Genomic DNA, 18,838 nt, shown 5'->3' with positions numbered 1-18,838 from the left:
AGATAAAAAATTCGGTGAGGTGCTAAAAAATGACTAAATTATCCAGACGACAATTGGATATATTGGCTTTCATAAAAGAGGAAGTATCACAAAAAGGGTATCCGCCTTCAGTTCGTGAAATTGGAGAGGCAGTTGGCCTTGCATCAAGCTCTACCGTTCACGGACATTTAGCAAGACTTGAAAAAAAGGGGCTTATAAGGCGAGATCCAACAAAGCCAAGAGCAATTGAAGTATTAGGTCTAGAAGACAACATCCCTTCTGTTCGTTCTGTTTCAATCCCTGTGATCGGTAAAGTTACGGCAGGTATTCCAATCAGTGCAGTTGAGAACGTAGAAGAATACTTCCCTCTACCTGAGCACGTTGTTGGGGACGAGAACGTATTCATGTTATCTGTTGTTGGTGATAGTATGATTGAAGCAGGAATTTTCAATAGGGACTTAGTTGTTGTAAAACAGCAGCCTACAGCAAATAATGGAGATATCATCGTAGCTATGACCGATGAAGATGAAGCGACTGTAAAAAGATTCTTCAAAGAAAGAAACCATATCCGCTTGCAACCTGAAAATTCATCGATGGAACCGATCATCTTACAGAGCTGTACGATTTTAGGTAAAGTAATCGGCGTATACCGAAGTATTCATTAATCTAATCCTTAATTCTGAATTTTCCTTAGAAGAAGTATCTAATTGACTAGATACTTCTTTTTTTCGTCCTATTACTTTACTAATTCATAGATTAATAATACTTTTAAAAGATCATTCATAGGCACTCCGGTACTCGACTAATGAAGGATTAGTTCTATTAATTGACTGAATATTAAGTCTTTTTATCCATTTACATATTATACCTAAATAGTTTAAATTGGCAATGTAACGAGGTTAACCAAAACTCCTTTGCTCTTCGTTTAACTTTAATCATTTTAATAACAATCGTATGAATTGATAGGAGGTGATCGAAGGGAGGACAAGTGTTATTATTTCAGAATAAAAAATTACGAATAATGGGAGTGAGAATAATGCGCAAAAAACTATATCTTTATATGATTTGTTTTGCTCTTGCCGCAGTAGTATTTTCACCTAAGACATATGCAGAAAAAGAGTATACGATTAAGTCATTTGACTACGTGAATGTGGACGGTAAAGCTGTCGAATCTAATGCTTTTAAGCTACTAGATGATCACATCAAAGTGACTATGGTACTTCCAAAACAGAATAAGAGCGGCGATTGGTTGGCATATGGATTCACAAACATGAAAGAATTAAATGCCTATATCGAAAAGGACAAGCTTAAACAACAAAAGAAAATCGATACGATGGGTACAGGTGCTTGTTGTACAGACTTTTATGAGAACAAGAACAAAGGTGGCGCCTACATTTATTGGAGAGACGGTTTTAAGAACCTCCCTTCAAGCTGGAATGATAGAATCTCATCACTAAGCACTGCATCACCTTCATCAAGCTACTCGACCACGCTCTGGCAGCATACTTCATCACAAGGCTATGGAAAAGGAGTCTTATTTAAGCACTCTGATTGGTATGGTAAGACTGCAAACATGGCATCTGACTGGAACAATATTGCATCCGCCATCGAGATCAAATGATTTTAAAACCCCTGACTTCTATGCTGTCAGGGGTTTTGTTTCTAAGTAGTATAAAGTTATTCGGTGTTCCCTTCCCATGCTTCCATACCACCTACCATATTGTTCACATTAAAACCGTAGCTTTGAAGAAGCTTATATGCCCGACTGCTTCTACCTCCAGAACGACAAACTAATACGTACTCTTTAGATTTGTCCAATTCATGTATACGAAACTCTAACAAACCTAGTGGGATATTCATGGTTGTTGGTATTTTTCCTTCTTTCACTTCAGATGTTTCACGAACATCAATCATATGAAGAGATTGCCCTTCTTTTAATTTTTTCTCAAGTTCTTTAGCCGTTAACTGTTTCACTCTCTATTCCTCCTATACATGTGACCGCAATATACCCTGATGGGGTATATTGTCAAGGTGTTCCTCTCTCCCAAATGTCAGAAGCCAATCTCATTAAACTCTTAATAATCGAGAAACTTTGTTATAAAATAGTACGATAAAGAATAGTCCTACCGCTGTGAGTAACAGTCCAAGAGACAATATCGTTAAAGATAACATTTTAAAAACTACACTCAATGCGACTACAATATAAAAGAGAGCAAGCATTTCTTTCACCCTATCTTCAGAAAACTTCTTCAAATTGAAGATACCAAATGGAGTACCAATAAGTGCTCCGACGATCAGTAGCAAACCGTGGCGATAATCCATTTCTGCTCCTCCATACACATAAGATCCGATTCCAGAGATCACAATAATCGAAGCTGCCGCAATACTTGTACCGATTGCTTTATTGAGTTCAATACCAACTTTCTTTGTAAGTAATGGTGTCATCACGAAACCACCACTAACCCCCATAAGTGATGATATGATTCCTGTAAACAAACCAATTAATGGAATCCAAGACTTTCCCCTCTCTTTTCTAACAGATTGTCTATTGGTTAAAAATTGAAGTGCGAACCAGCTCAAGATCAGAACATATACAGTTGAAATAACCGTTGATGCTCCATTTATTTTTTCGAGCCAATGTACGATTGGCACAGTTGAAACAGCCCCTATTACCCCGAATAATCCGAGTATACACGCCAAACGAACGTTTACATTTTTCATTTTTATGTGAGATAGTGTGCCAGTAACTGTTGAGCCCAATGTCAACATTAAAGAGAGTATAATGGCTCCGCTAGGTTCGTAACCAAGTACTAAAAGGACAGGAGTCAGTATAATACCCCCGCCAATCCCAAAAAAACCGGAGATAACACCGATTGCTGCTCCACCAATAATAAACAAAAGCCACTCCATTTCATAACACTTCCTTCCTCCTATCATTGTAACTCCAGTTTATTTATAATAAAAATGAATAAATATTATTGGAACCATTACGAATCTTAATGGAGGTTTCATTATGCAATTAGATTGGATCAGAAGTTTTGTGACACTTGCTCACCTAAAACATTTTACAAAAACAAGCGAATTCCTAAACCTATCTCAACCCACTATAAGCGTCCACATCAGAAAGCTAGAGGATTATTTAGGTTTGAAGCTTATTCAAAGGTCTGGAATGAATCAATCTTTTGAATTAACAAACGCTGGGGTACAAGTATTCGAACAAGGTAAGAAAATGTTAGAAATTTCAAGAACGATTGAATCAATAAAAGAAAAAAATGAAGAAATTCTACTCCGAATCGGAGCAACACATACCGTAAGCGACTTATTATTACCAGACTTCGTAAAGAAGATAAAGTTACTCTATCCATTTATCCGTCTAAAGCTCATGATTCATAATCACGAACAAATAGTCGAGGAATTACAAAAGAAGAAGATTGATATAGCTTTAGTTGAAGGAACAAGTGGATTAGATCCTTTTCAGGTAGAAGTAGTCAGCAGAGATGAGCTGCGCTTTTATGCACAGCATAAAATGTCTATTGAAAACTCTCCACTTATTCTTAGAGAGAAAGGATCTGGTACAAGGGAATATGCTGATCAACTTCTGCGTTCCGAAAGAATTGAACCGACGGAGATCATTGAAGCAAGCAGTCATTATTTGATTAAACAGTTAGCTGTTAGAGGACTTGGCATTGGATTTCTATCCTATTGGATGGTTAAGGATGAAGTATCAGAAGGAAAGCTTGTCCCACTCGATCCACATGTTGTTTATCGTCCCTTTTATGCGGTATATGCTGAAGAGTACGCCATAGGCACCATTTACTCAGAAGTATTGAAACTACTTCGGAAATTTTCTTAAGAACAAAAAAAACCCTGATAATGATATCAGGGGTAATCCTTTTAGTACATGCTCATATATTGTTCGCGTTCCCAAGGGTGAACTTGTGTACGGAACATATCCCACTCGATCTCTTTCGCTTCAATGAAGTGCTCTGTAGCATGTGCTCCTAGAGCTGTTGTTAGAACTTCGTTTTTGCTGAATAGAGTTAGGGCTTCTTTTAATGTTGCTGGAAGATCTTTGATTCCTTCTGCTTCGCGCTCTTCTTTATCCATCACATAGATGTTTCTATCGATTGGCTTTGGAGCGTTTAGCTTGTTCTTGATTCCATCAAGACCTGCTGCAAGCAACACTGCCATAGCAAGATAAGGGTTAGCCGTTGGGTCAACGCTTCTTACCTCAATACGAGTACTGATGCCGCGAGAAGCTGGAATACGAATAAGCGGGCTTCTGTTTTGCATAGACCATGCAACGTAACAAGGCGCTTCGTAACCAGGTACAAGACGCTTATAAGAGTTTACAGTCGGGTTCGTGATCGCTGTAAAATCTTGTGCATGCTTTAAGATACCTGCTAGGAAATGCATTGCTGTTTCGCTTAATCCTGTTTCAGATTTCGCATCATAGAACACGTTTTCTCCATCTTTGAATAGAGACATGTTTGCGTGCATACCTGATCCGTTCACACCGAACAATGGTTTAGCCATGAATGTTGCATGAAGACCATGTTTACGTGCGATCGTTTTTACAGCTAACTTAAACGTTTGAATGTTATCACATGTGCTTACTGCATCAGCATATTTAAAATCGATCTCATGCTGTCCAGGTGCTACTTCATGGTGAGAAGCTTCGATTTCAAAGCCCATATCTTCAAGTTCTAAAACGATATCTCTACGGCAGTTTTCACCAAGGTCAGTTGGAGCTAAGTCGAAATATCCACCTTTATCGTTTAGTTCTAGAGTCGGCTCACCCTTCTCGTCATTCTTGAATAAGAAGAATTCTGGTTCAGGTCCAATATTGAAATCAGAGAAACCTAGGTCTTCCATCTCTTTTAATACGCGCTTTAAGATTCCACGAGGATCTCCATCAAACGGATTTCCGTCAGGCATGAAAATGTCACAGATCAAACGTGCAACTTTGCCTTTTTCAGAAGTCCATGGGAAGATCATGAATGTATCTAAATCAGGATAAAGATTCATATCTGATTCTTCTATTCTAACGAATCCTTCAATAGAAGATCCATCAAACATCATCTTGTTCTCTAAAGCTTTTTCAAGTTGACCAATCGGAATCTCAACATTTTTGATAACACCCAATAAATCAGTAAATTGCAAACGGATAAATCTTACGTTTTCTTCTTTTACCATTCTTAAGATATCTTCTTTAGTGTACTTAGACAAATCTTTCTCCTCCTTTAAATATAAAGCGCCTGGTTATGGCGATTGTTCACATCGTAAGTATTATTAAATGATTTTAATGAAAAAACCTGGATAGTTCGCCTTGAATCAATGAGGTTTTTCCATGTCTGCCAGCATGAATCAATTCCCTTTTTAACCTGCGATGAAGCGCAGATTCGGAAATTTGTTGAACACCTTGCACATTCGGCTGGTTCTTAATTAATTCTGCTGCCTGTTCATTTAGCTCAAAGACTCGTTTGATACCGGCTAAATTCACACCTTGTTCAAGAAGTGCTTTGATCTCAAGAAGTTTATCGACATCATTAAATGAGAATAAACGACGGTTCCCTTCAGTTCGTGCAGGATGAATAAGATCATGCTCTTCGTAATAACGAATCTGACGAGCTGATAGTTCAGTCAGCTGCATGACGATGCTGATGGGGAACAAAGGTAAGTTCCTACGATTCATATCGTTCATATTGCCTACCTCCTTTCAACTTCTTTTTATATCTTATGTCACAAAAGCTCACATGTCAATCCTAATGTTAGAAAAATTAACATCAAAACAAAAAAGAGGCTTACCGCCTCTTTTTCTTGTTTCTTTTAAGGATAAGTTATCTACTAATAAGCCCTTGTGTTAAAAGTTCATCGACAGCTGATAATACGGCAATCTTAACATGTTCATACGTTAGCCCACCCTGCACAAACGCTATGTATGGCGGTCTGATCGGACCATCAGCTGTTAGCTCGATGCTTGCACCTTGAATAAAAGTACCCGCTGCCATGATTACATCGTCTTCATAACCAGGCATATAATCAGGGTATGGAATCGCATAAGAGTTGATCGGAGATGCCTTTTGAATAGCTTGACAGAATTTGATCATACGCTCTCGATCATTAAAGACTACAGATTGGATAAGATCTGTTCTCTTTGCATCATATGAAGGACGCGTTTCCATTCCTAATTCTTCTAAGAAAGCAGCTGTAAACACCGCTCCTTTCAATGCTTGTGCCGTTACATGAGGCGCAAGGAAGAACCCTTGATACATCTCTTGAAGACTGTAAAGTGACGCTCCTGCTTCACGGCCGATTCCAGGGGAAGTTAATCGGTAAGAGATCCTGTCGATCAAATTCTCTTTTCCAGCGATATAGCCACCTGTTTTAGCAAGACCACCGCCAGGATTTTTAATCAAAGAACCTGCAATTACATCGGCTCCTGCTTCGATCGGTTCTCTTTCTTCAACAAACTCTCCATAACAATTATCCACAAATACGATCACATCAGATTTGATTTCTTTTACGAAAGATATCATTTCTTCTATTTCATTCACTGTAAAAGATGGACGATCAGCATAACCTTTTGAGCGTTGAATTCCGATCACTTTCGTTTTTTCCGAAATTGCACGTTGGACTTCTGTAAAGTTAATCGCTCCTTCAGAAGTCAGATCTACATGTTGATACGAAATGTTGTAATCTTTTAAGGACCCTTCACCCGTTCCCCTGATCCCTACGATTTCTTCGAGCGTATCATAAGGTTTACCCGTGATATAGAGGAGTTCATCTCCAGGACGGAGCATTCCGAATAAAGACAGAGTGATCGCATGAGTACCAGAGATGATTTGTGGCCTAACGATTGCAGCCTCTGCTCCAAAAACATCCGCATATACCTTTTCGAGAGTATCACGACCCGTATCATCGTATCCATATCCTGTTGAAGGATGAAAATGGTGATCTCCTACTTGATTGTTTTGAAAGGCTCTCAACACCTTTAACTGATTAAATTCACTTTTCTCATCGATCAGTTTATGTTGTTCTGCAATTCGTTCTGTTACTTTTTCAGTAGTTTTTTTAAGTACGTCTTCATTTTGAAACTGTGAATACATGTTATTCTCCTTTGTTGCTGATGGACGGAATGGAAGAGGAAGATAACGCGTATCCCTTGCATTCATAGACCAATTCTTCTTTATTGAATTCTTGTGTGATAAGTATGGTTTCTCCACGAAGTTGTGATAGAAGCTTACCATCATGTGCTAAAACTTTAACTTCATAGTATGTCATCTGCTTCATCACTTCTTTTTCAATCGTTTCAAGTAATGAAGAAATATCCTTATTCTCTAATGCAGAAATAGAAATGGACGGATTCTCTGGAATGAAATCGTCTTTGAACTGGTCTTTTTTATTATAAACCGTGAGCATAGGTATATGAGATGCCTTCAGCTCGCTTAAAATACGTTTAACCGTTTGTTCATGTTGAATGCGATCCTCACTAGAACCGTCGATCACATGAATAAGAAGATTTGCTTCTGCCGCTTCTTCTAAGGTTGACCTGAAGGCCGCGATTAATGATGTTGGTAGATCTTGAATGAAGCCTACCGTATCTGTTAACAGCATCTGAAACCCGCTTTTTAGTTTTACTTTTCGAGTCAACGGATCTAACGTCGCAAATAATTGATCTTCTTCATAACTATCAGCTTCTGCTAATTTGTTAAAGATCGTCGACTTTCCTGCGTTCGTATAGCCAACAAGTGCTGCTTGAAAAGCGCCTTGATGTTTGCGGCGTTCTCTATATCTTTCTCTATGACTTACAACAGAATTGATCTGTGTTTTAAGCTCATGTATACGAAACCGAATATGACGTCTATCTTTTTCAAGTTTGGTCTCACCAGGACCACGTGTTCCGATTCCCCCACCTAACCTCGAAAGACTGGCGCCGATACCTGATAAACGGGGCAGTAAGTATTCAAGCTGAGCGAGTTCTACTTGAAGCTTCCCTTCTCTCGTCTTCGCTCTTTGCGCAAAGATATCCAATATCAGTTGTGTTCGATCAATGACTCTTGCGTTGAAATGCGATGATAAATTGCGAACTTGAGAAGGAGATAATTCACTGTTGAAAATAATGATATCTGCTTCAAGTTCTTCTTCAAGGGTGATAATTTCCTCTACTTTACCTTTACCAATAAAAGTAGCTGAATCATATCGGTCTCTTTTTTGTGTAACAACAGCGCACACAGTCCCTTGAGCTGTTTTTGTTAAAGATTTTAATTCTTCCATTGAATAAAAAAAACGCTCGTCGTTCTGCCGTGGAAGCTGACATCCGACGAGTATCGCTTTTTCATGAACTGAATCTTTGTTTTTGTTCAAATTTGCGATCCCTGCTTTCCATAGTCTCCTCTCATCATATCAAATCGAATCCCGTTCTTCTAGCACAAGGTCATCACTTTGAATCGTCATCAATGCTCTTCTGTCTTGATTCGTTTCGTTCAGTAGCCTTACTGATTGCCTTCTGACCGCTTTTTCAACCATATTACGAATGTATCTTCCATTTGAAAATGATCCGGGATTGCTGTTCTTTATCCGCTCGATATGACTTTTTAATTTCCATTCACAATCTCTTGTCAGCATGTATTCCCTTTCTGTGATCATTCTTTTAGCAATTTCCATTAATTCTTCGACCGAATAATCAGGAAACGATATAACAATTGGAAACCTAGAAGGTAAACCCGGATTGAGTTTTAAGAAACGATCCATTTCTTTAGGATAACCTGCCAAAATGAGTATGAAATCGTGTTGCTGGTCTTCCATAGCTTTTACGAGTGTATCAATGGCCTCTTTCCCAAAGTCTTTTTCTCCTCCGCGGCCTAAGGAATAGGCTTCATCTATGAACAATATCCCACCGCTTGCCTTCTTTAAGAGCTCTCGCGTTTTTTGAGCGGTATGCCCAATATATTCACCGACAAGATCAGCGCGCTCTGCTTCGATCAGATGACCTTTTGAGAGTACTTTCATCTCATGAAACAAAGTGCCTAATTTTCTAGCTACCGTTGTTTTTCCAGTACCTGGGTTTCCTTTGAATAACATATGAAGAGCTTGTTTCTCAGCTTTTAACCCTAATTCTTGACGACATTTATTAATATGAAGCCATGCATAGATCTCTTTAACATGAAATTTTAAATCATCCATTCCGACTAAACGGTTCAAATCTTTTTCCATCTTTATTAGCGGTTGGTGCTTTTCAATTGTCTTCTCTTTTTTTCCTGCTAGTGCAGCTCCATCATCAATCTTTGATTTTTCATTCGTTTGATTCAAAACGATATTGATCTGCCTTTGCTTTTTTATCGCAATAGGTTCATTCAAAAGGAACCACCTCACTTTGCCAGTCAAATCATTATACGCAACACTATATGTTTCCGTGACAGATGCCTATATTGTTTCTTGATCCACTGTTATCAATTTATGTTGTAGTCTTATGATCTACTACAAAGACAAGCCTTGTTTTTACAATGAATAAATACCAATGAATTTGTAAGCGTTTTCTATTTTCAGATGAATAAAAATACTCAAGTATGCAGTATTTCCGTGTTATGTTAAATAATGTGAAAAAAGTACGAATTGAATGGAAGAAGAAATCATGCATATAAAATTACAGAAAAGCTTGTATATCTTGATCGGGCTGTTTTTAACAGCGATCGGGATAAAATTACTAAACATACACACATTAACGTTCGGTGGAACAGCAGGAATCGCAACTTTGGTTTCATTTATGACGAATTGGACATGGGGCATCCTATTCCTTATTGTGAACCTACCTTTCTTTATTTTATCAATTAAAAAATTGGGATGGAATTTCTCACTTTTAACGTTTCTTTGCATCATCCTCATTTCAGCCATATCCGATCTCATGGATTATCTTGCTCTTCCGCTAATCTCCCCGATTGCTGCTGCGATCATTGCCGGAAGTTTGATAGGTATAGGCGTAAGTTTTGTATTGAATTCAGGAGCATCATTAGGTGGCATACATATTCTAGCTCTATATTTAGAGCAAAAATCTAATATAAATCGAGGAATCTCCTTGTTTGTTACAGATTTTATTATCGTGTCATCTGCTGTAGTCATGTTTGGTTTTAGAAACGCTCTGATATCCATCATTGCAATAACTATAGCTTCCTTCTTAACTGGAAAATTAAAAAGCACAGTTAAGCCATCATCAGAAGCTGTGTATCGAACAACTGATACAGAAACACTTCAAAATAGTTAAAAGCACTCTCCGCAATAGGAGAATGCTTTTTTTATTCCTCTAAACACCATTTGTTTACATAGTAATTATTATGTAAACAAATGTCTATTGTTGTCATTTTCTGCGCTTGCTTAGGAAATAAAAGCTTTTATTCGTAGAGATCATCCCGCGTGCGATTCTTCTCTTCATGCATTTCTTGCCTCTCGGTTGATTTCGACTGCCCTTTTAACGGTTTAATTTTCCCAATTAATATCCCTAGCTCATTATAGACTCCACTTTTTGAATCATGTTTACTATGTGACGCAGTGTTTCCAAGTTTCTTTATTTGCTCTATCTTATCAGGATCCGTAGTGATCGCTGCATTCCTTCCATGTGCATTCCCCTTAATTCCATTATAAACTTCTCTTCTTAGTTGATCGTTTTCTTTCCCCGGTGAAACAGGCTCATTCGGAACGATGCCAACTAGTGTGTAAATACCACTTACAATGACATACGCCTGATCTACTCCGTTTATTTTTTCCGCAAGCTGCACAAGATCCTTTGATTGATGAACTTCATCAGACTTTTCAACGACTAATGGTGAATCTATCTGTGTGTTTGGTTTTCTTTCTGATGAATCGTATTTCACTTGCTCTGTATCTAGAGTTTCATCTCCAGAACCGGTTTTGCCTGAACAAGCACTAAAAATGAAAACTGAAGATAGAACGAGCACTCCTAATTTCCGCATATTTAACCATCCTTTTTTCTATAGTTTCCTTTGGACATTGTAGAAATATGCAAAAAAAACACCCTTTGTTATAATGGTAAAAAGAGGTTATAGGAGGCAATTATGGAAGATTATCCACACTTACCCGAATATGCCGATTCATTTATTGTGCACTTACAGAAAAAAGATAGAACAAAGAGTACGATAAAGCGTTATTATTATGATCTTTTAGATTTTTTTGCATGGGTTCGAGTTATTAAGAAAACAGATGACTTAAGAGTGATACAAAGCCTAGATACGTTGACGCTAAAAGAATATTTTCTTTTTCTTTCAGAGCAGAGAGAATATCGAACTGCCACAAGCAAACGAGTTTTCACAGTTATAAAAAGTCTCTTTTTCTATCTGCATACAAATAGAAAAATTTCATCGAATCCATTTAATGAACTGGAGCAAACCCTTAAAGAAGACACTCAATTTACAGATGATGACTTTATTTCGGATGAGGAATACAAGACCCTTTTCCAAACTCTCTCTTCTTATGAGGGACTAACGGAGAAACAACAAAAATATAGGCACCTGTTGATCAAAAGAAATGAAGCCATCCTTTCACTTCTTTATCGGTATGGCATTACACTACAGGAAATCACGAATATTGAAATGAAACATGTTCATTTCACACAGCATGAATTAACAGTGATCAACAAAAAAGAAACAAGACTGATCGCTCTTGATGATGAGACACAACAATTATTATATGAATACAAGGAAAAGATTCCTGAAGTTATTCGGCCAAGGGTTTATTCTTCAGATCGTTTCTTTATCGCGTTTGATTACCAGAGAGGAACGTATCGATTTGATTATGGGAAGTATGAGCCAAAACCGTTAACTGTTATCGCTATACAGAAGATGCTGAGACAAGAGGTCCGTCGTTCTGGACTAAGAGAAGGGATCAGTTCTCAACACTTAAGAAGAACAGCCATTTTAAATCTTTTAAAAGAAGGAAAAGATGAAGAAGATGTTCAATTGTGGTTCGGATTAAAATCAAACCTTACTTTAAACCGCTATGAAGCTTACTTAGAAGCAGCTGAAGTAAAGCAATAAGACGAATATGTAGACATTAAAAACTCCCTATCGACCTCTTAAAGGTCAACAGGGAGTATTTTTTATTCATTTGTATTTGCAGAAGACAAATCGACATTTCGATGTGGGGTGAACGTTGAAATGGCATGCTTGTAAATGAGGTGCTGTTTTCCTTCTGCCTCTAGTACAACCGTAAAGTTGTCAAACCCCTTTACTAAACCTTTAAGCTGAAAACCATTCAGCAAATATACGGTCACATAAATGTTTTCGCGACGTAATTGGTTTAAGTAATGATCCTGTAAATTGATTGATTGCTTCATGTGAACAGATCCTCCTCTTTGGGCATTACCCTTATACATTCTCGGAAATTTCTAATTTCCCTTCAACAAAGTGCTGAATTTCTTGAAATTTTTTGTGAAAGGGATCTTCGTCCATACTAAACCATTCTACATCCATCTGGTTGCGAAACCATGTGAATTGTCTTTTTGCGTATCGCCTTGAGTCTCTTTTTAACAAGGTGATCGCTTCTTCTAAAGTACTTTCCCCTGAAAGATATGGAAAAAACTCTTTGTAGCCTATCGCTTTAGCTGCCAGACTATTCGTAATGTCTTGTTCAAAAAGCATCTTCGCTTCGTTAAGAACCCCTTGTTGAACCATAAGGTCCACTCGCTCGTTTATTCGTTTGTATAAGTGCTCTCTATCCATCGTCAATCCAACTAAAGCTAGCTGATAAAGCGATTCCTCATCACTCTTTTTCTTTCCTTGTTCAATAGAAGGAGCATTTCCTGTTGTATAGTAAATTTCAAGCGCTCTTATTACACGTTGTACATTGTTCGGATGAATTTCTTTAGCACGCTCCGGGTCGACTTCTAGTAGTTCAGCGTGCAATGCCTCTGGCCCTTCGATTTCTGCCTTTTTTTGAAGTTCATTTCGCATCTCGTTATTTCGGTTCGCATCAGAAAATTCATAGTGATGAGTAACAGCCCTTACGTACAACCCCGTACCACCAACAATAATCGGAATCTTACCTCTTCTATTTATATCTGATATTCGTTCTCTAGCTAACTTTTGGAACTCAGCAACTGAGAATGCTTCCTTAGGATCTTTAATATCAATAAGATAATGAGGGATCCCTTCTTTCTCTTCCTCCGTGATCTTTGCTGTACCTATGTCGAGACCTCTATAGATCTGCATAGAGTCCCCGCTAATGATCTCACCATCGATCGCCTTAGCAAGTTCGATACTGGTTCTTGTTTTCCCAACAGCCGTTGGGCCTACGATCACAACTAATTTATCTTTCATCATTAACTCCTACATCACTCTTTTGAACATCTTCTCAAGTTCATACGTTGATAGATGGATCGTTATTGGTCTGCCGTGTGGACAAGTATAAGGATCTCTTGAAGTTCGAAGAGATTCTAACAAAGCAAAAATTTCATCGTTCCTTAAATGATGGTTCGCTTTGATAGATCCTTTACATGACATCATGATCGCTGCATCTTCTCTTAATTTCTCGATATCGATTTTTTTATCATCGAGTACCTGCTGGATGATATCGAGTATGATCTCTTTTTCATATCCGTTCGGAAACCATTGTGGATGCTCTCTAACGATAAAAGTATTCTGTCCAAAGGTTTCTAAAAACAGACCCACTTCGCTGAGAGTCTCTAAGTGACTCTCTAGAAAGGCAGATTCACTCGCTGTAAATTCAAAGGTATATGGAACTGCTAACAGTTGAGTTTCTCGATCCACTTGCCCCACCTTTTTTCTGAAATACTCATATTTAATGCGTTCTTGGGCAGCATGCTGATCGAATAGATATAATCCCTTCTCATTTTGAGCAATGATATACGTACCATGCATCTGTCCGATCGGATACATAACGGGAATTTTATCAATTGACTCATCTTCAATATGTTCTTGCTCTAGGGATTCTGGTGCTTGATTCATTTCGGGATGAAATGATTCCACCGGAAGATCCTCATTCTCGATGACTGGATGCGATGCTTCTCTAATATGAGAAGGAACAGCATCAGATTCAATAATTGAACGGTTGGCACTTAGAGTCGTTTCTAAAATTGCAGTTACGTCGGTTTGAACTTCTTCCTTTTTCCTTTGATAATCAAAAGAAAATGAAGGCTGTTCTTCTCGATCATTCTGTCTTTGTTCTTTTTTCTTAAACTGAACATCAGGGATCAACTGCTGATTTCTGATCACTTTTCTGAGTTCGTTTTCAATAAGCTGAACCAGTTCAGTTTCTTTACTCAACCTTGCTTCATGTTTTGAAGGATGAACGTTGACATCAATAATTGTCGGATCCATCTTAACCGATAAGATAGCGATCGGAAAGCGACCGATCGGCAGGAACGTATGATAAGCATTCTGTACAGCTTTTGATAGTGCATAGTTCTTAATATATCTTCCGTTCATAAAGAAGGACATATACTGACGTGAAGCTCGGTTCATCTCTGGTTTTGCTATATATCCCCTTACTTCATAATCTAATGAAGAAAAAGAGACTGAGATCATGTTTTTAGCTGTTTGTATCCCATAAACAGATGCAATGATCTGCAGCAAATTTCCGTTACCAGATGTGTGAAGAAGTTCTTTTCCGTTATGCTTTAAACGAAAAGAAACATCTGGGTTAGCAAGAGCCAGTCTGTTCACTAGATCACTGATCGTGCCTAGTTCCGTCTGAATGGTCTTAACATGCTTCAATCTAGCTGGTGTGTTATAGAATAAGTTACGAACAGTAAAGTCTGTGCCTTTTCTGCTGTTCGTCTGCTGCTGTTTTATGATTTTACCATTCTCGATAAACAAGTAAGCACCTGGTCCGTCACCCGTTGATGATTTCAGTTCGACTTGAGAAACAGAGGAGATACTCGGTAATGCTTCTCCTCTAAACCCCATGGTACGAATGTGGATTAAATCTTGCTCACTTTTAATCTTACTCGTTGCATGGCGGTTAAAAGCGAGCACGCAATCCTCCGGCTCGATTCCGTCCCCGTTATCTAGTACACGAATGAGTGATAACCCACCTTCTTCAACTTCGATCTCTATTCTCGTCGCGTTCGCATCGATTGAATTTTCAACAAGCTCTTTAACGACAGAGGCTGGGCGTTCAACAACTTCACCAGCAGCGATTTTATTAGAAAGATGTTCATCTAGTTGTACAATTTTGCCCATTCGTCACGCCTCCTTTATCTTACTTTTTTTTGCAGTTTGTATAACGCGTTCATCGCATCAAGAGGAGTCATCTCTAATACGTTTAAATTCCTTAACTCTTTGATCAACTCTTGCTCTTTATTGTCTCTTCTATTCGTCGTATGCTTTTTTTCTACAAAAAGACTCAACTGACTTTCTTGAAGATCCTCTTCCCTGGTCACTGAAACTTCTTGAATGGGAAGCGCCTCTCGTTTTTCTTGATTTTCATAGGTTTGTAAAATTGTTTTTGCTCTAGAGATCACTGGTTCTGGTAGTTCAGCGAGTTCCGCCACTTGTATACCAAAACTTTTATCTGCTTGTCCATCAATGACTTTATGCAAAAATACGAGACTTCCATTCTCTTCAACTGCACTTACAAACACATTTTTTAAAGATTGAAGAGACTCTTCTAAGACAGTAAGTTCATGATAATGAGTAGAGAATAATGTTTTTGCAGCTATTTCTTCATGAATGAATTCAATGATTGATTGCGCTAATGCCATCCCATCATATGTGGAAGTCCCTCGTCCGATCTCATCTAAAAGGATCAAACTGTTCTCAGTTGCACTCGTCAGAGCAAAGTTCGTCTCGAGCATCTCGACCATAAACGTACTTTGCCCTCCTACTAGATCATCAGCAGCTCCAATCCGCGTAAAGATCTGATCAAACATTGGAAGCTCAGCACGATCTGCTGGAACAAAGCAGCCGATCTGCATCATGACCGCTGTAAGTGCCAACTGGCGCATATACGTACTCTTACCTGCCATGTTTGGACCCGTTATAAGGAGCATATTTCTATCATTATTTAGAACAATGTCGTTAGGTACGTATTCTTGGGCATCCATGACTTTTTCTACAACCGGATGTCTGCCGTTCACAATATTAACGATTCCATCCTCTGATACTATCGGTCTTATATAACGGTACTGCTCACTGATTGCAGCAAAAGATTGCATGACATCTAGTTCAGAAATGGCTGATGCAAGCTCTTGCAGCCCTGGAATGAATTGTTTTACATACTCTCTCACTTCCAAAAAGAGTGTATATTCTAATCCTGAGATCTTCTCTTCCGCTTCTAATATGATTCTTTCTTTCTCTTTCAGTTCTGGCGTAACATATCTTTCAGCGTTCGCGAGCGTCTGTTTTCGTTCATAACGATCTGGTACTTGTGAAAGGTTCGATTTTGTAACCTCAATGTAGTATCCAAAAATCTTATTAAAACCTATTTTTAAAGACTTAATGCCTGAAGCTGCCTTTTCTTGTTGCTCAAGAGAAGCGATCCAGGCTTTACCGTTACTGCTCGCATCTTTATATAGATCCAGCTGCTCATTGTAACCTGCTTTGATCAGACCACCTTCTTTAATTTGAATGGGTGCATCATCATGAATAGCAGAATCTAAATAGTCTCTGAGTGTTTTATGTTCATTCATCTTCGCATGAAGCTCGAGTGCGTATTTCCCTTCAATACTCTTGATCTTTTCTTTTAAGACCGGAACACTGAACAGAGATCTTTTCAATTGTACAAGATCTCTTGGACTAGCGTTTCCATAAGATATTTTGGCTATCAATCGTTCCATATCATAAACAGACTTCAATTGTTCTTTGATCTCTTCACGAATGAAGAATTCTCCGATTAAGTTTTCAACGAGCTGAAGCCGCTTCTCAATCGTTTCTTTTACGAACAACGGCTCTTCCACCCATTGTTTAAGCTTTCTAGCACCCATTGCTGTCATCGTGGCGTCTAACAGCCATAATAGTGAACCTTTTTTTCCTTTTGCTCGGATTGATTCTGTTAATTCTAAATTCCGTTTTGAAAAGGCATCAAGCTTCATTCTTTTATCGTTCTGCTGAAATTCAACAGCTTTTATATGGTGGAAAGATCGTTTTTGCGTATGAGATAGATAGTTGAACAACCGTCCTGAAGCACGTAATAAGATGGGATCAGAGATCGTCTGAACAAGTCGATTAAACTGACTATCTATAGAATTCTCTTCCTGGATAGAAACGGAAGCTTGTCCTGTCTGTGTAACTGTGTGCGTCCAAGCATCATACAATTCTTTGTTTCCAACAATCTCTTTTACACCGTGACTTAAAAGTAATTGAATGAACGATAACTGATTTCCGTCATATGTATATCCCTTCAACTCACCTGTTGAAAGATCACAAAGAACGTATCCATAAGAATCGTTTTCTTTTTCTATCGATACAAGAAAATTGTTCTCTCTATCTTGAAGAAGGTGGTCATCAATAACCGTTCCTGGCGTAATAATCTGGATGACTTCACGTTTCACTACCCCAACAGATAGTTTAGGATCTTCTACTTGTTCACAGATCGCTACTCTATGTCCGTTCTCAACTAATGTTTTTATATAACCTGCTGACGAATGATAAGGTATCCCACACATCGGAATTCGATCTTGAGAGCCTCCATCTCTGCTTGTTAGTGTAATTTCAAGGATTTGAGATGCTCGAACAGCATCTTCAAAAAACATTTCATAAAAATCTCCTAGACGGAAAAATAAAAAGGCATCCTGATGAGCTGCCTTAATTGATAAATATTGTTGTATCATTGGAGTATATTGAGCCATAATTTCACCTTTTTCATAACATTTCAATGTCGCTATTATAACATAATTCACAGCATCTATCGTTTTCTCTGCATGAAAAAAACGGGAAGCTCTCTCCCCGTTTTCTATTCTTCCAAATCACCTATTAAAAAGTTCGGATCCAGGTCTTCAAAATTCTCATCTTCTACATCATATTCCCAATCTCTTGTCTCTACATCATCAAAACCGTCCGGATTCACATATACACAAACTTTTGTTTCTCCGATAATTTCACAAACGAACTCTCTTTCTACTTGAACGATCACTTTATTTCCGTTCGGAGAGATCGTCGCTTCTAACGTATTGGGTTCTTGAAGTGCACGGCACGTAACTTCATATTGATTGCCTAACGCATTCTTATCTCTTACACTGAGATCCACTTTATCTACAAAATGAATGGTCTCTGTTACGACTTCCGTACGAGTATTATCATTGTATGAATACCACACGTTGATATCATAGCTTCCCTCTACATCTACTGCTTCACCATTCCGCTTCGGTTTATATGCATGGTTGATGATCCAGCATCCTAAAATGCTGCTCGGACGATGACTCGGTGCAATGGTATGCGTTGCTTGAGAAAATTTTCTCCCTTTGCCGCAGACCGCTTTTGTGATGATTTCTCTGTAAGTCAACTCTTGTTCTACGCGTCTTGACATACATGAATCCCTCCTCTACCAATCTCCATACAGTATATGCTGGGCGGATGCCTATTGTGTCTTCATTTATTTGAAACACAATTAGTCTAAGTATATGGGCGTTTGTTGTCCAATGTTCTCAAAATATTATATGTGGTGAACGGTACGTGAAATTATTTTTGCGTTTTTATTGCTTTTGCAAGTGGTTGATTATCCCTCTAGGATACTCTCTTAACGGGTATGTGAGTCTAAAACGCAATGCGGAATTTGTCGAGGTTTGTAGACTCGTGGATAAATGGGGAAAACTTTTGGATTGAGAGCCAAATCTCGTGGATAAACAGCAGAAACTTTTGGATTGCATACCAAAACTTCTGGATTGAAGGAA

Annotated in this window: 17 protein-coding genes and 1 pseudogene; 5 read left to right on the top strand and 13 right to left on the bottom strand. The window is 38.3% G+C overall.

Going from position 1 to position 18,838, the window contains the following annotated elements:
- Positions 1-29 precede the first annotated feature (29 nt).
- Positions 30-644: a transcriptional repressor LexA gene (gene lexA, locus IHV09_RS06370; RefSeq protein ID WP_197263872.1), complete on the top strand. Its 615-nt coding sequence runs from the start codon at positions 30-32 to the stop codon at positions 642-644.
- Positions 645-1,090: 446 nt separating this feature from the next.
- Positions 1,091-1,600, top strand: a pseudogene (locus tag IHV09_RS06365) (hypothetical protein); the annotation flags it as partial.
- Positions 1,601-1,656: 56 nt separating this feature from the next.
- On the opposite strand, the gene IHV09_RS06360 reads toward IHV09_RS06365, so the two are convergent.
- Both IHV09_RS06360 and IHV09_RS06355 read right to left on the bottom strand, forming a co-directional pair.
- The gene (locus IHV09_RS06360; protein ID WP_197263871.1) at positions 1,657-1,953 is read right to left on the bottom strand and encodes a rhodanese-like domain-containing protein; all 297 of its coding nucleotides are present in this window, start codon (positions 1,951-1,953) and stop codon (positions 1,657-1,659) included.
- 93 nt (positions 1,954-2,046) lie between these two features.
- The gene (locus tag IHV09_RS06355) at positions 2,047-2,889 is read right to left on the bottom strand and encodes a sulfite exporter TauE/SafE family protein (protein ID WP_197263870.1); all 843 of its coding nucleotides are present in this window, start codon (positions 2,887-2,889) and stop codon (positions 2,047-2,049) included.
- A 103-nt stretch (positions 2,890-2,992) separates the two neighbouring features.
- Here IHV09_RS06355 and IHV09_RS06350 point away from each other — a divergent pair, with 103 nt between their 5' ends.
- Positions 2,993-3,832: a LysR family transcriptional regulator gene (locus tag IHV09_RS06350; RefSeq protein ID WP_197263869.1), complete on the top strand. Its 840-nt coding sequence runs from the start codon at positions 2,993-2,995 to the stop codon at positions 3,830-3,832.
- A gap of 41 nt (positions 3,833-3,873) precedes the next feature.
- On the opposite strand, the gene glnA is transcribed toward IHV09_RS06350, so the two are convergent.
- The 5 genes from glnA to spoVK form a co-directional block, all read right to left on the bottom strand.
- Positions 3,874-5,208 carry a type I glutamate--ammonia ligase gene (gene glnA / locus IHV09_RS06345; protein WP_191753558.1) on the bottom strand — a complete coding sequence of 445 codons (1,335 nt, stop codon included), beginning with the start codon at positions 5,206-5,208 and terminating at the stop codon, positions 3,874-3,876.
- A 73-nt stretch (positions 5,209-5,281) separates the two neighbouring features.
- Positions 5,282-5,683 carry a MerR family transcriptional regulator gene (locus IHV09_RS06340; protein ID WP_066393870.1) on the bottom strand — a complete coding sequence of 134 codons (402 nt, stop codon included), beginning with the start codon at positions 5,681-5,683 and terminating at the stop codon, positions 5,282-5,284.
- Positions 5,684-5,819: 136 nt separating this feature from the next.
- Entirely contained in the window at positions 5,820-7,088 is a 1,269-nt protein-coding gene (locus tag IHV09_RS06335) for an aminotransferase class I/II-fold pyridoxal phosphate-dependent enzyme (RefSeq protein WP_197127791.1), read from the bottom strand.
- A gap of 1 nt (position 7,089) precedes the next feature.
- Positions 7,090-8,346 (bottom strand): GTPase HflX, encoded by a 1,257-nt coding sequence (gene hflX / locus IHV09_RS06330; RefSeq protein WP_197191112.1) that lies wholly within the window; start codon positions 8,344-8,346, stop codon positions 7,090-7,092.
- 39 nt (positions 8,347-8,385) lie between these two features.
- Complete coding sequence (spoVK, locus tag IHV09_RS06325; RefSeq protein ID WP_197127789.1) at positions 8,386-9,339, bottom strand: stage V sporulation protein K; 954 nt, start codon at positions 9,337-9,339, stop codon at positions 8,386-8,388.
- Positions 9,340-9,613: 274 nt separating this feature from the next.
- Between spoVK and IHV09_RS06320 the strand changes: the two genes are divergently transcribed.
- Positions 9,614-10,240 carry a YitT family protein gene (locus IHV09_RS06320; RefSeq protein WP_197263868.1) on the top strand — a complete coding sequence of 209 codons (627 nt, stop codon included), beginning with the start codon at positions 9,614-9,616 and terminating at the stop codon, positions 10,238-10,240.
- A 127-nt stretch (positions 10,241-10,367) separates the two neighbouring features.
- Here the strand turns inward: IHV09_RS06320 and IHV09_RS06315 are convergent, their stop codons facing one another.
- Positions 10,368-10,946, bottom strand: coding sequence for a YhcN/YlaJ family sporulation lipoprotein (locus IHV09_RS06315; protein WP_197127787.1), 579 nt, complete (start codon positions 10,944-10,946; stop codon positions 10,368-10,370).
- Between the two features lie 102 nt (positions 10,947-11,048).
- On the opposite strand from IHV09_RS06315, the gene IHV09_RS06310 reads away from it, so the two are divergent.
- On the top strand, positions 11,049-12,026 hold the full coding sequence (locus IHV09_RS06310) for a tyrosine-type recombinase/integrase (protein WP_197127786.1): 978 nt from the start codon (positions 11,049-11,051) through the stop codon (positions 12,024-12,026).
- A 62-nt stretch (positions 12,027-12,088) separates the two neighbouring features.
- Here IHV09_RS06310 and hfq read toward each other — a convergent pair whose 3' ends face one another.
- The 5 genes from hfq to cotE form a co-directional block, all read right to left on the bottom strand.
- Positions 12,089-12,325, bottom strand: coding sequence for an RNA chaperone Hfq (gene hfq, locus IHV09_RS06305; RefSeq protein WP_066393852.1), 237 nt, complete (start codon positions 12,323-12,325; stop codon positions 12,089-12,091).
- Positions 12,326-12,356: 31 nt separating this feature from the next.
- Positions 12,357-13,307: a tRNA (adenosine(37)-N6)-dimethylallyltransferase MiaA gene (gene miaA / locus IHV09_RS06300; RefSeq protein WP_305069413.1), complete on the bottom strand. Its 951-nt coding sequence runs from the start codon at positions 13,305-13,307 to the stop codon at positions 12,357-12,359.
- 9 nt (positions 13,308-13,316) lie between these two features.
- Positions 13,317-15,191 (bottom strand): DNA mismatch repair endonuclease MutL, encoded by a 1,875-nt coding sequence (gene mutL, locus IHV09_RS06295; protein WP_197263867.1) that lies wholly within the window; start codon positions 15,189-15,191, stop codon positions 13,317-13,319.
- A gap of 14 nt (positions 15,192-15,205) precedes the next feature.
- Entirely contained in the window at positions 15,206-17,797 is a 2,592-nt protein-coding gene (gene mutS / locus IHV09_RS06290) for a DNA mismatch repair protein MutS (RefSeq protein ID WP_197263866.1), read from the bottom strand.
- 104 nt (positions 17,798-17,901) lie between these two features.
- Positions 17,902-18,474 carry an outer spore coat protein CotE gene (cotE, locus tag IHV09_RS06285; protein WP_144700658.1) on the bottom strand — a complete coding sequence of 191 codons (573 nt, stop codon included), beginning with the start codon at positions 18,472-18,474 and terminating at the stop codon, positions 17,902-17,904.
- Positions 18,475-18,838 lie beyond the last annotated feature (364 nt).

Origin of the sequence: Fictibacillus sp. 23RED33, from assembly GCF_015903925.1 — a bacterium.
Taxonomy (GTDB): Bacteria; Bacillota; Bacilli; order Bacillales; family Fictibacillaceae; genus Fictibacillus; species Fictibacillus phosphorivorans.
The sequence above is the reverse complement of the archived record's forward strand: the minus strand, read 5'-3'. Positions and strand labels throughout refer to the sequence as shown.

Coding starts and splice junctions, on each gene's coding strand:
- mutS (WP_197263866.1), bottom strand. CDS start 17,797: ATGGCTCAATATACTCCAATGATACAACAATATTTATCAATTAAGGCA.
- mutL (WP_197263867.1), bottom strand. CDS start 15,191: ATGGGCAAAATTGTACAACTAGATGAACATCTTTCTAATAAAATCGCT.
- cotE (WP_144700658.1), bottom strand. CDS start 18,474: ATGTCAAGACGCGTAGAACAAGAGTTGACTTACAGAGAAATCATCACA.
- IHV09_RS06335 (WP_197127791.1), bottom strand. CDS start 7,088: ATGTATTCACAGTTTCAAAATGAAGACGTACTTAAAAAAACTACTGAA.
- miaA (WP_305069413.1), bottom strand. CDS start 13,307: ATGAAAGATAAATTAGTTGTGATCGTAGGCCCAACGGCTGTTGGGAAA.
- hfq (WP_066393852.1), bottom strand. CDS start 12,325: ATGAAGCAATCAATCAATTTACAGGATCATTACTTAAACCAATTACGT.
- IHV09_RS06340 (WP_066393870.1), bottom strand. CDS start 5,683: ATGAACGATATGAATCGTAGGAACTTACCTTTGTTCCCCATCAGCATC.
- IHV09_RS06355 (WP_197263870.1), bottom strand. CDS start 2,889: ATGGAGTGGCTTTTGTTTATTATTGGTGGAGCAGCAATCGGTGTTATC.
- IHV09_RS06315 (WP_197127787.1), bottom strand. CDS start 10,946: ATGCGGAAATTAGGAGTGCTCGTTCTATCTTCAGTTTTCATTTTTAGT.
- IHV09_RS06350 (WP_197263869.1), top strand. CDS start 2,993: ATGCAATTAGATTGGATCAGAAGTTTTGTGACACTTGCTCACCTAAAA.
- lexA (WP_197263872.1), top strand. CDS start 30: ATGACTAAATTATCCAGACGACAATTGGATATATTGGCTTTCATAAAA.
- IHV09_RS06320 (WP_197263868.1), top strand. CDS start 9,614: ATGCATATAAAATTACAGAAAAGCTTGTATATCTTGATCGGGCTGTTT.
- IHV09_RS06310 (WP_197127786.1), top strand. CDS start 11,049: ATGGAAGATTATCCACACTTACCCGAATATGCCGATTCATTTATTGTG.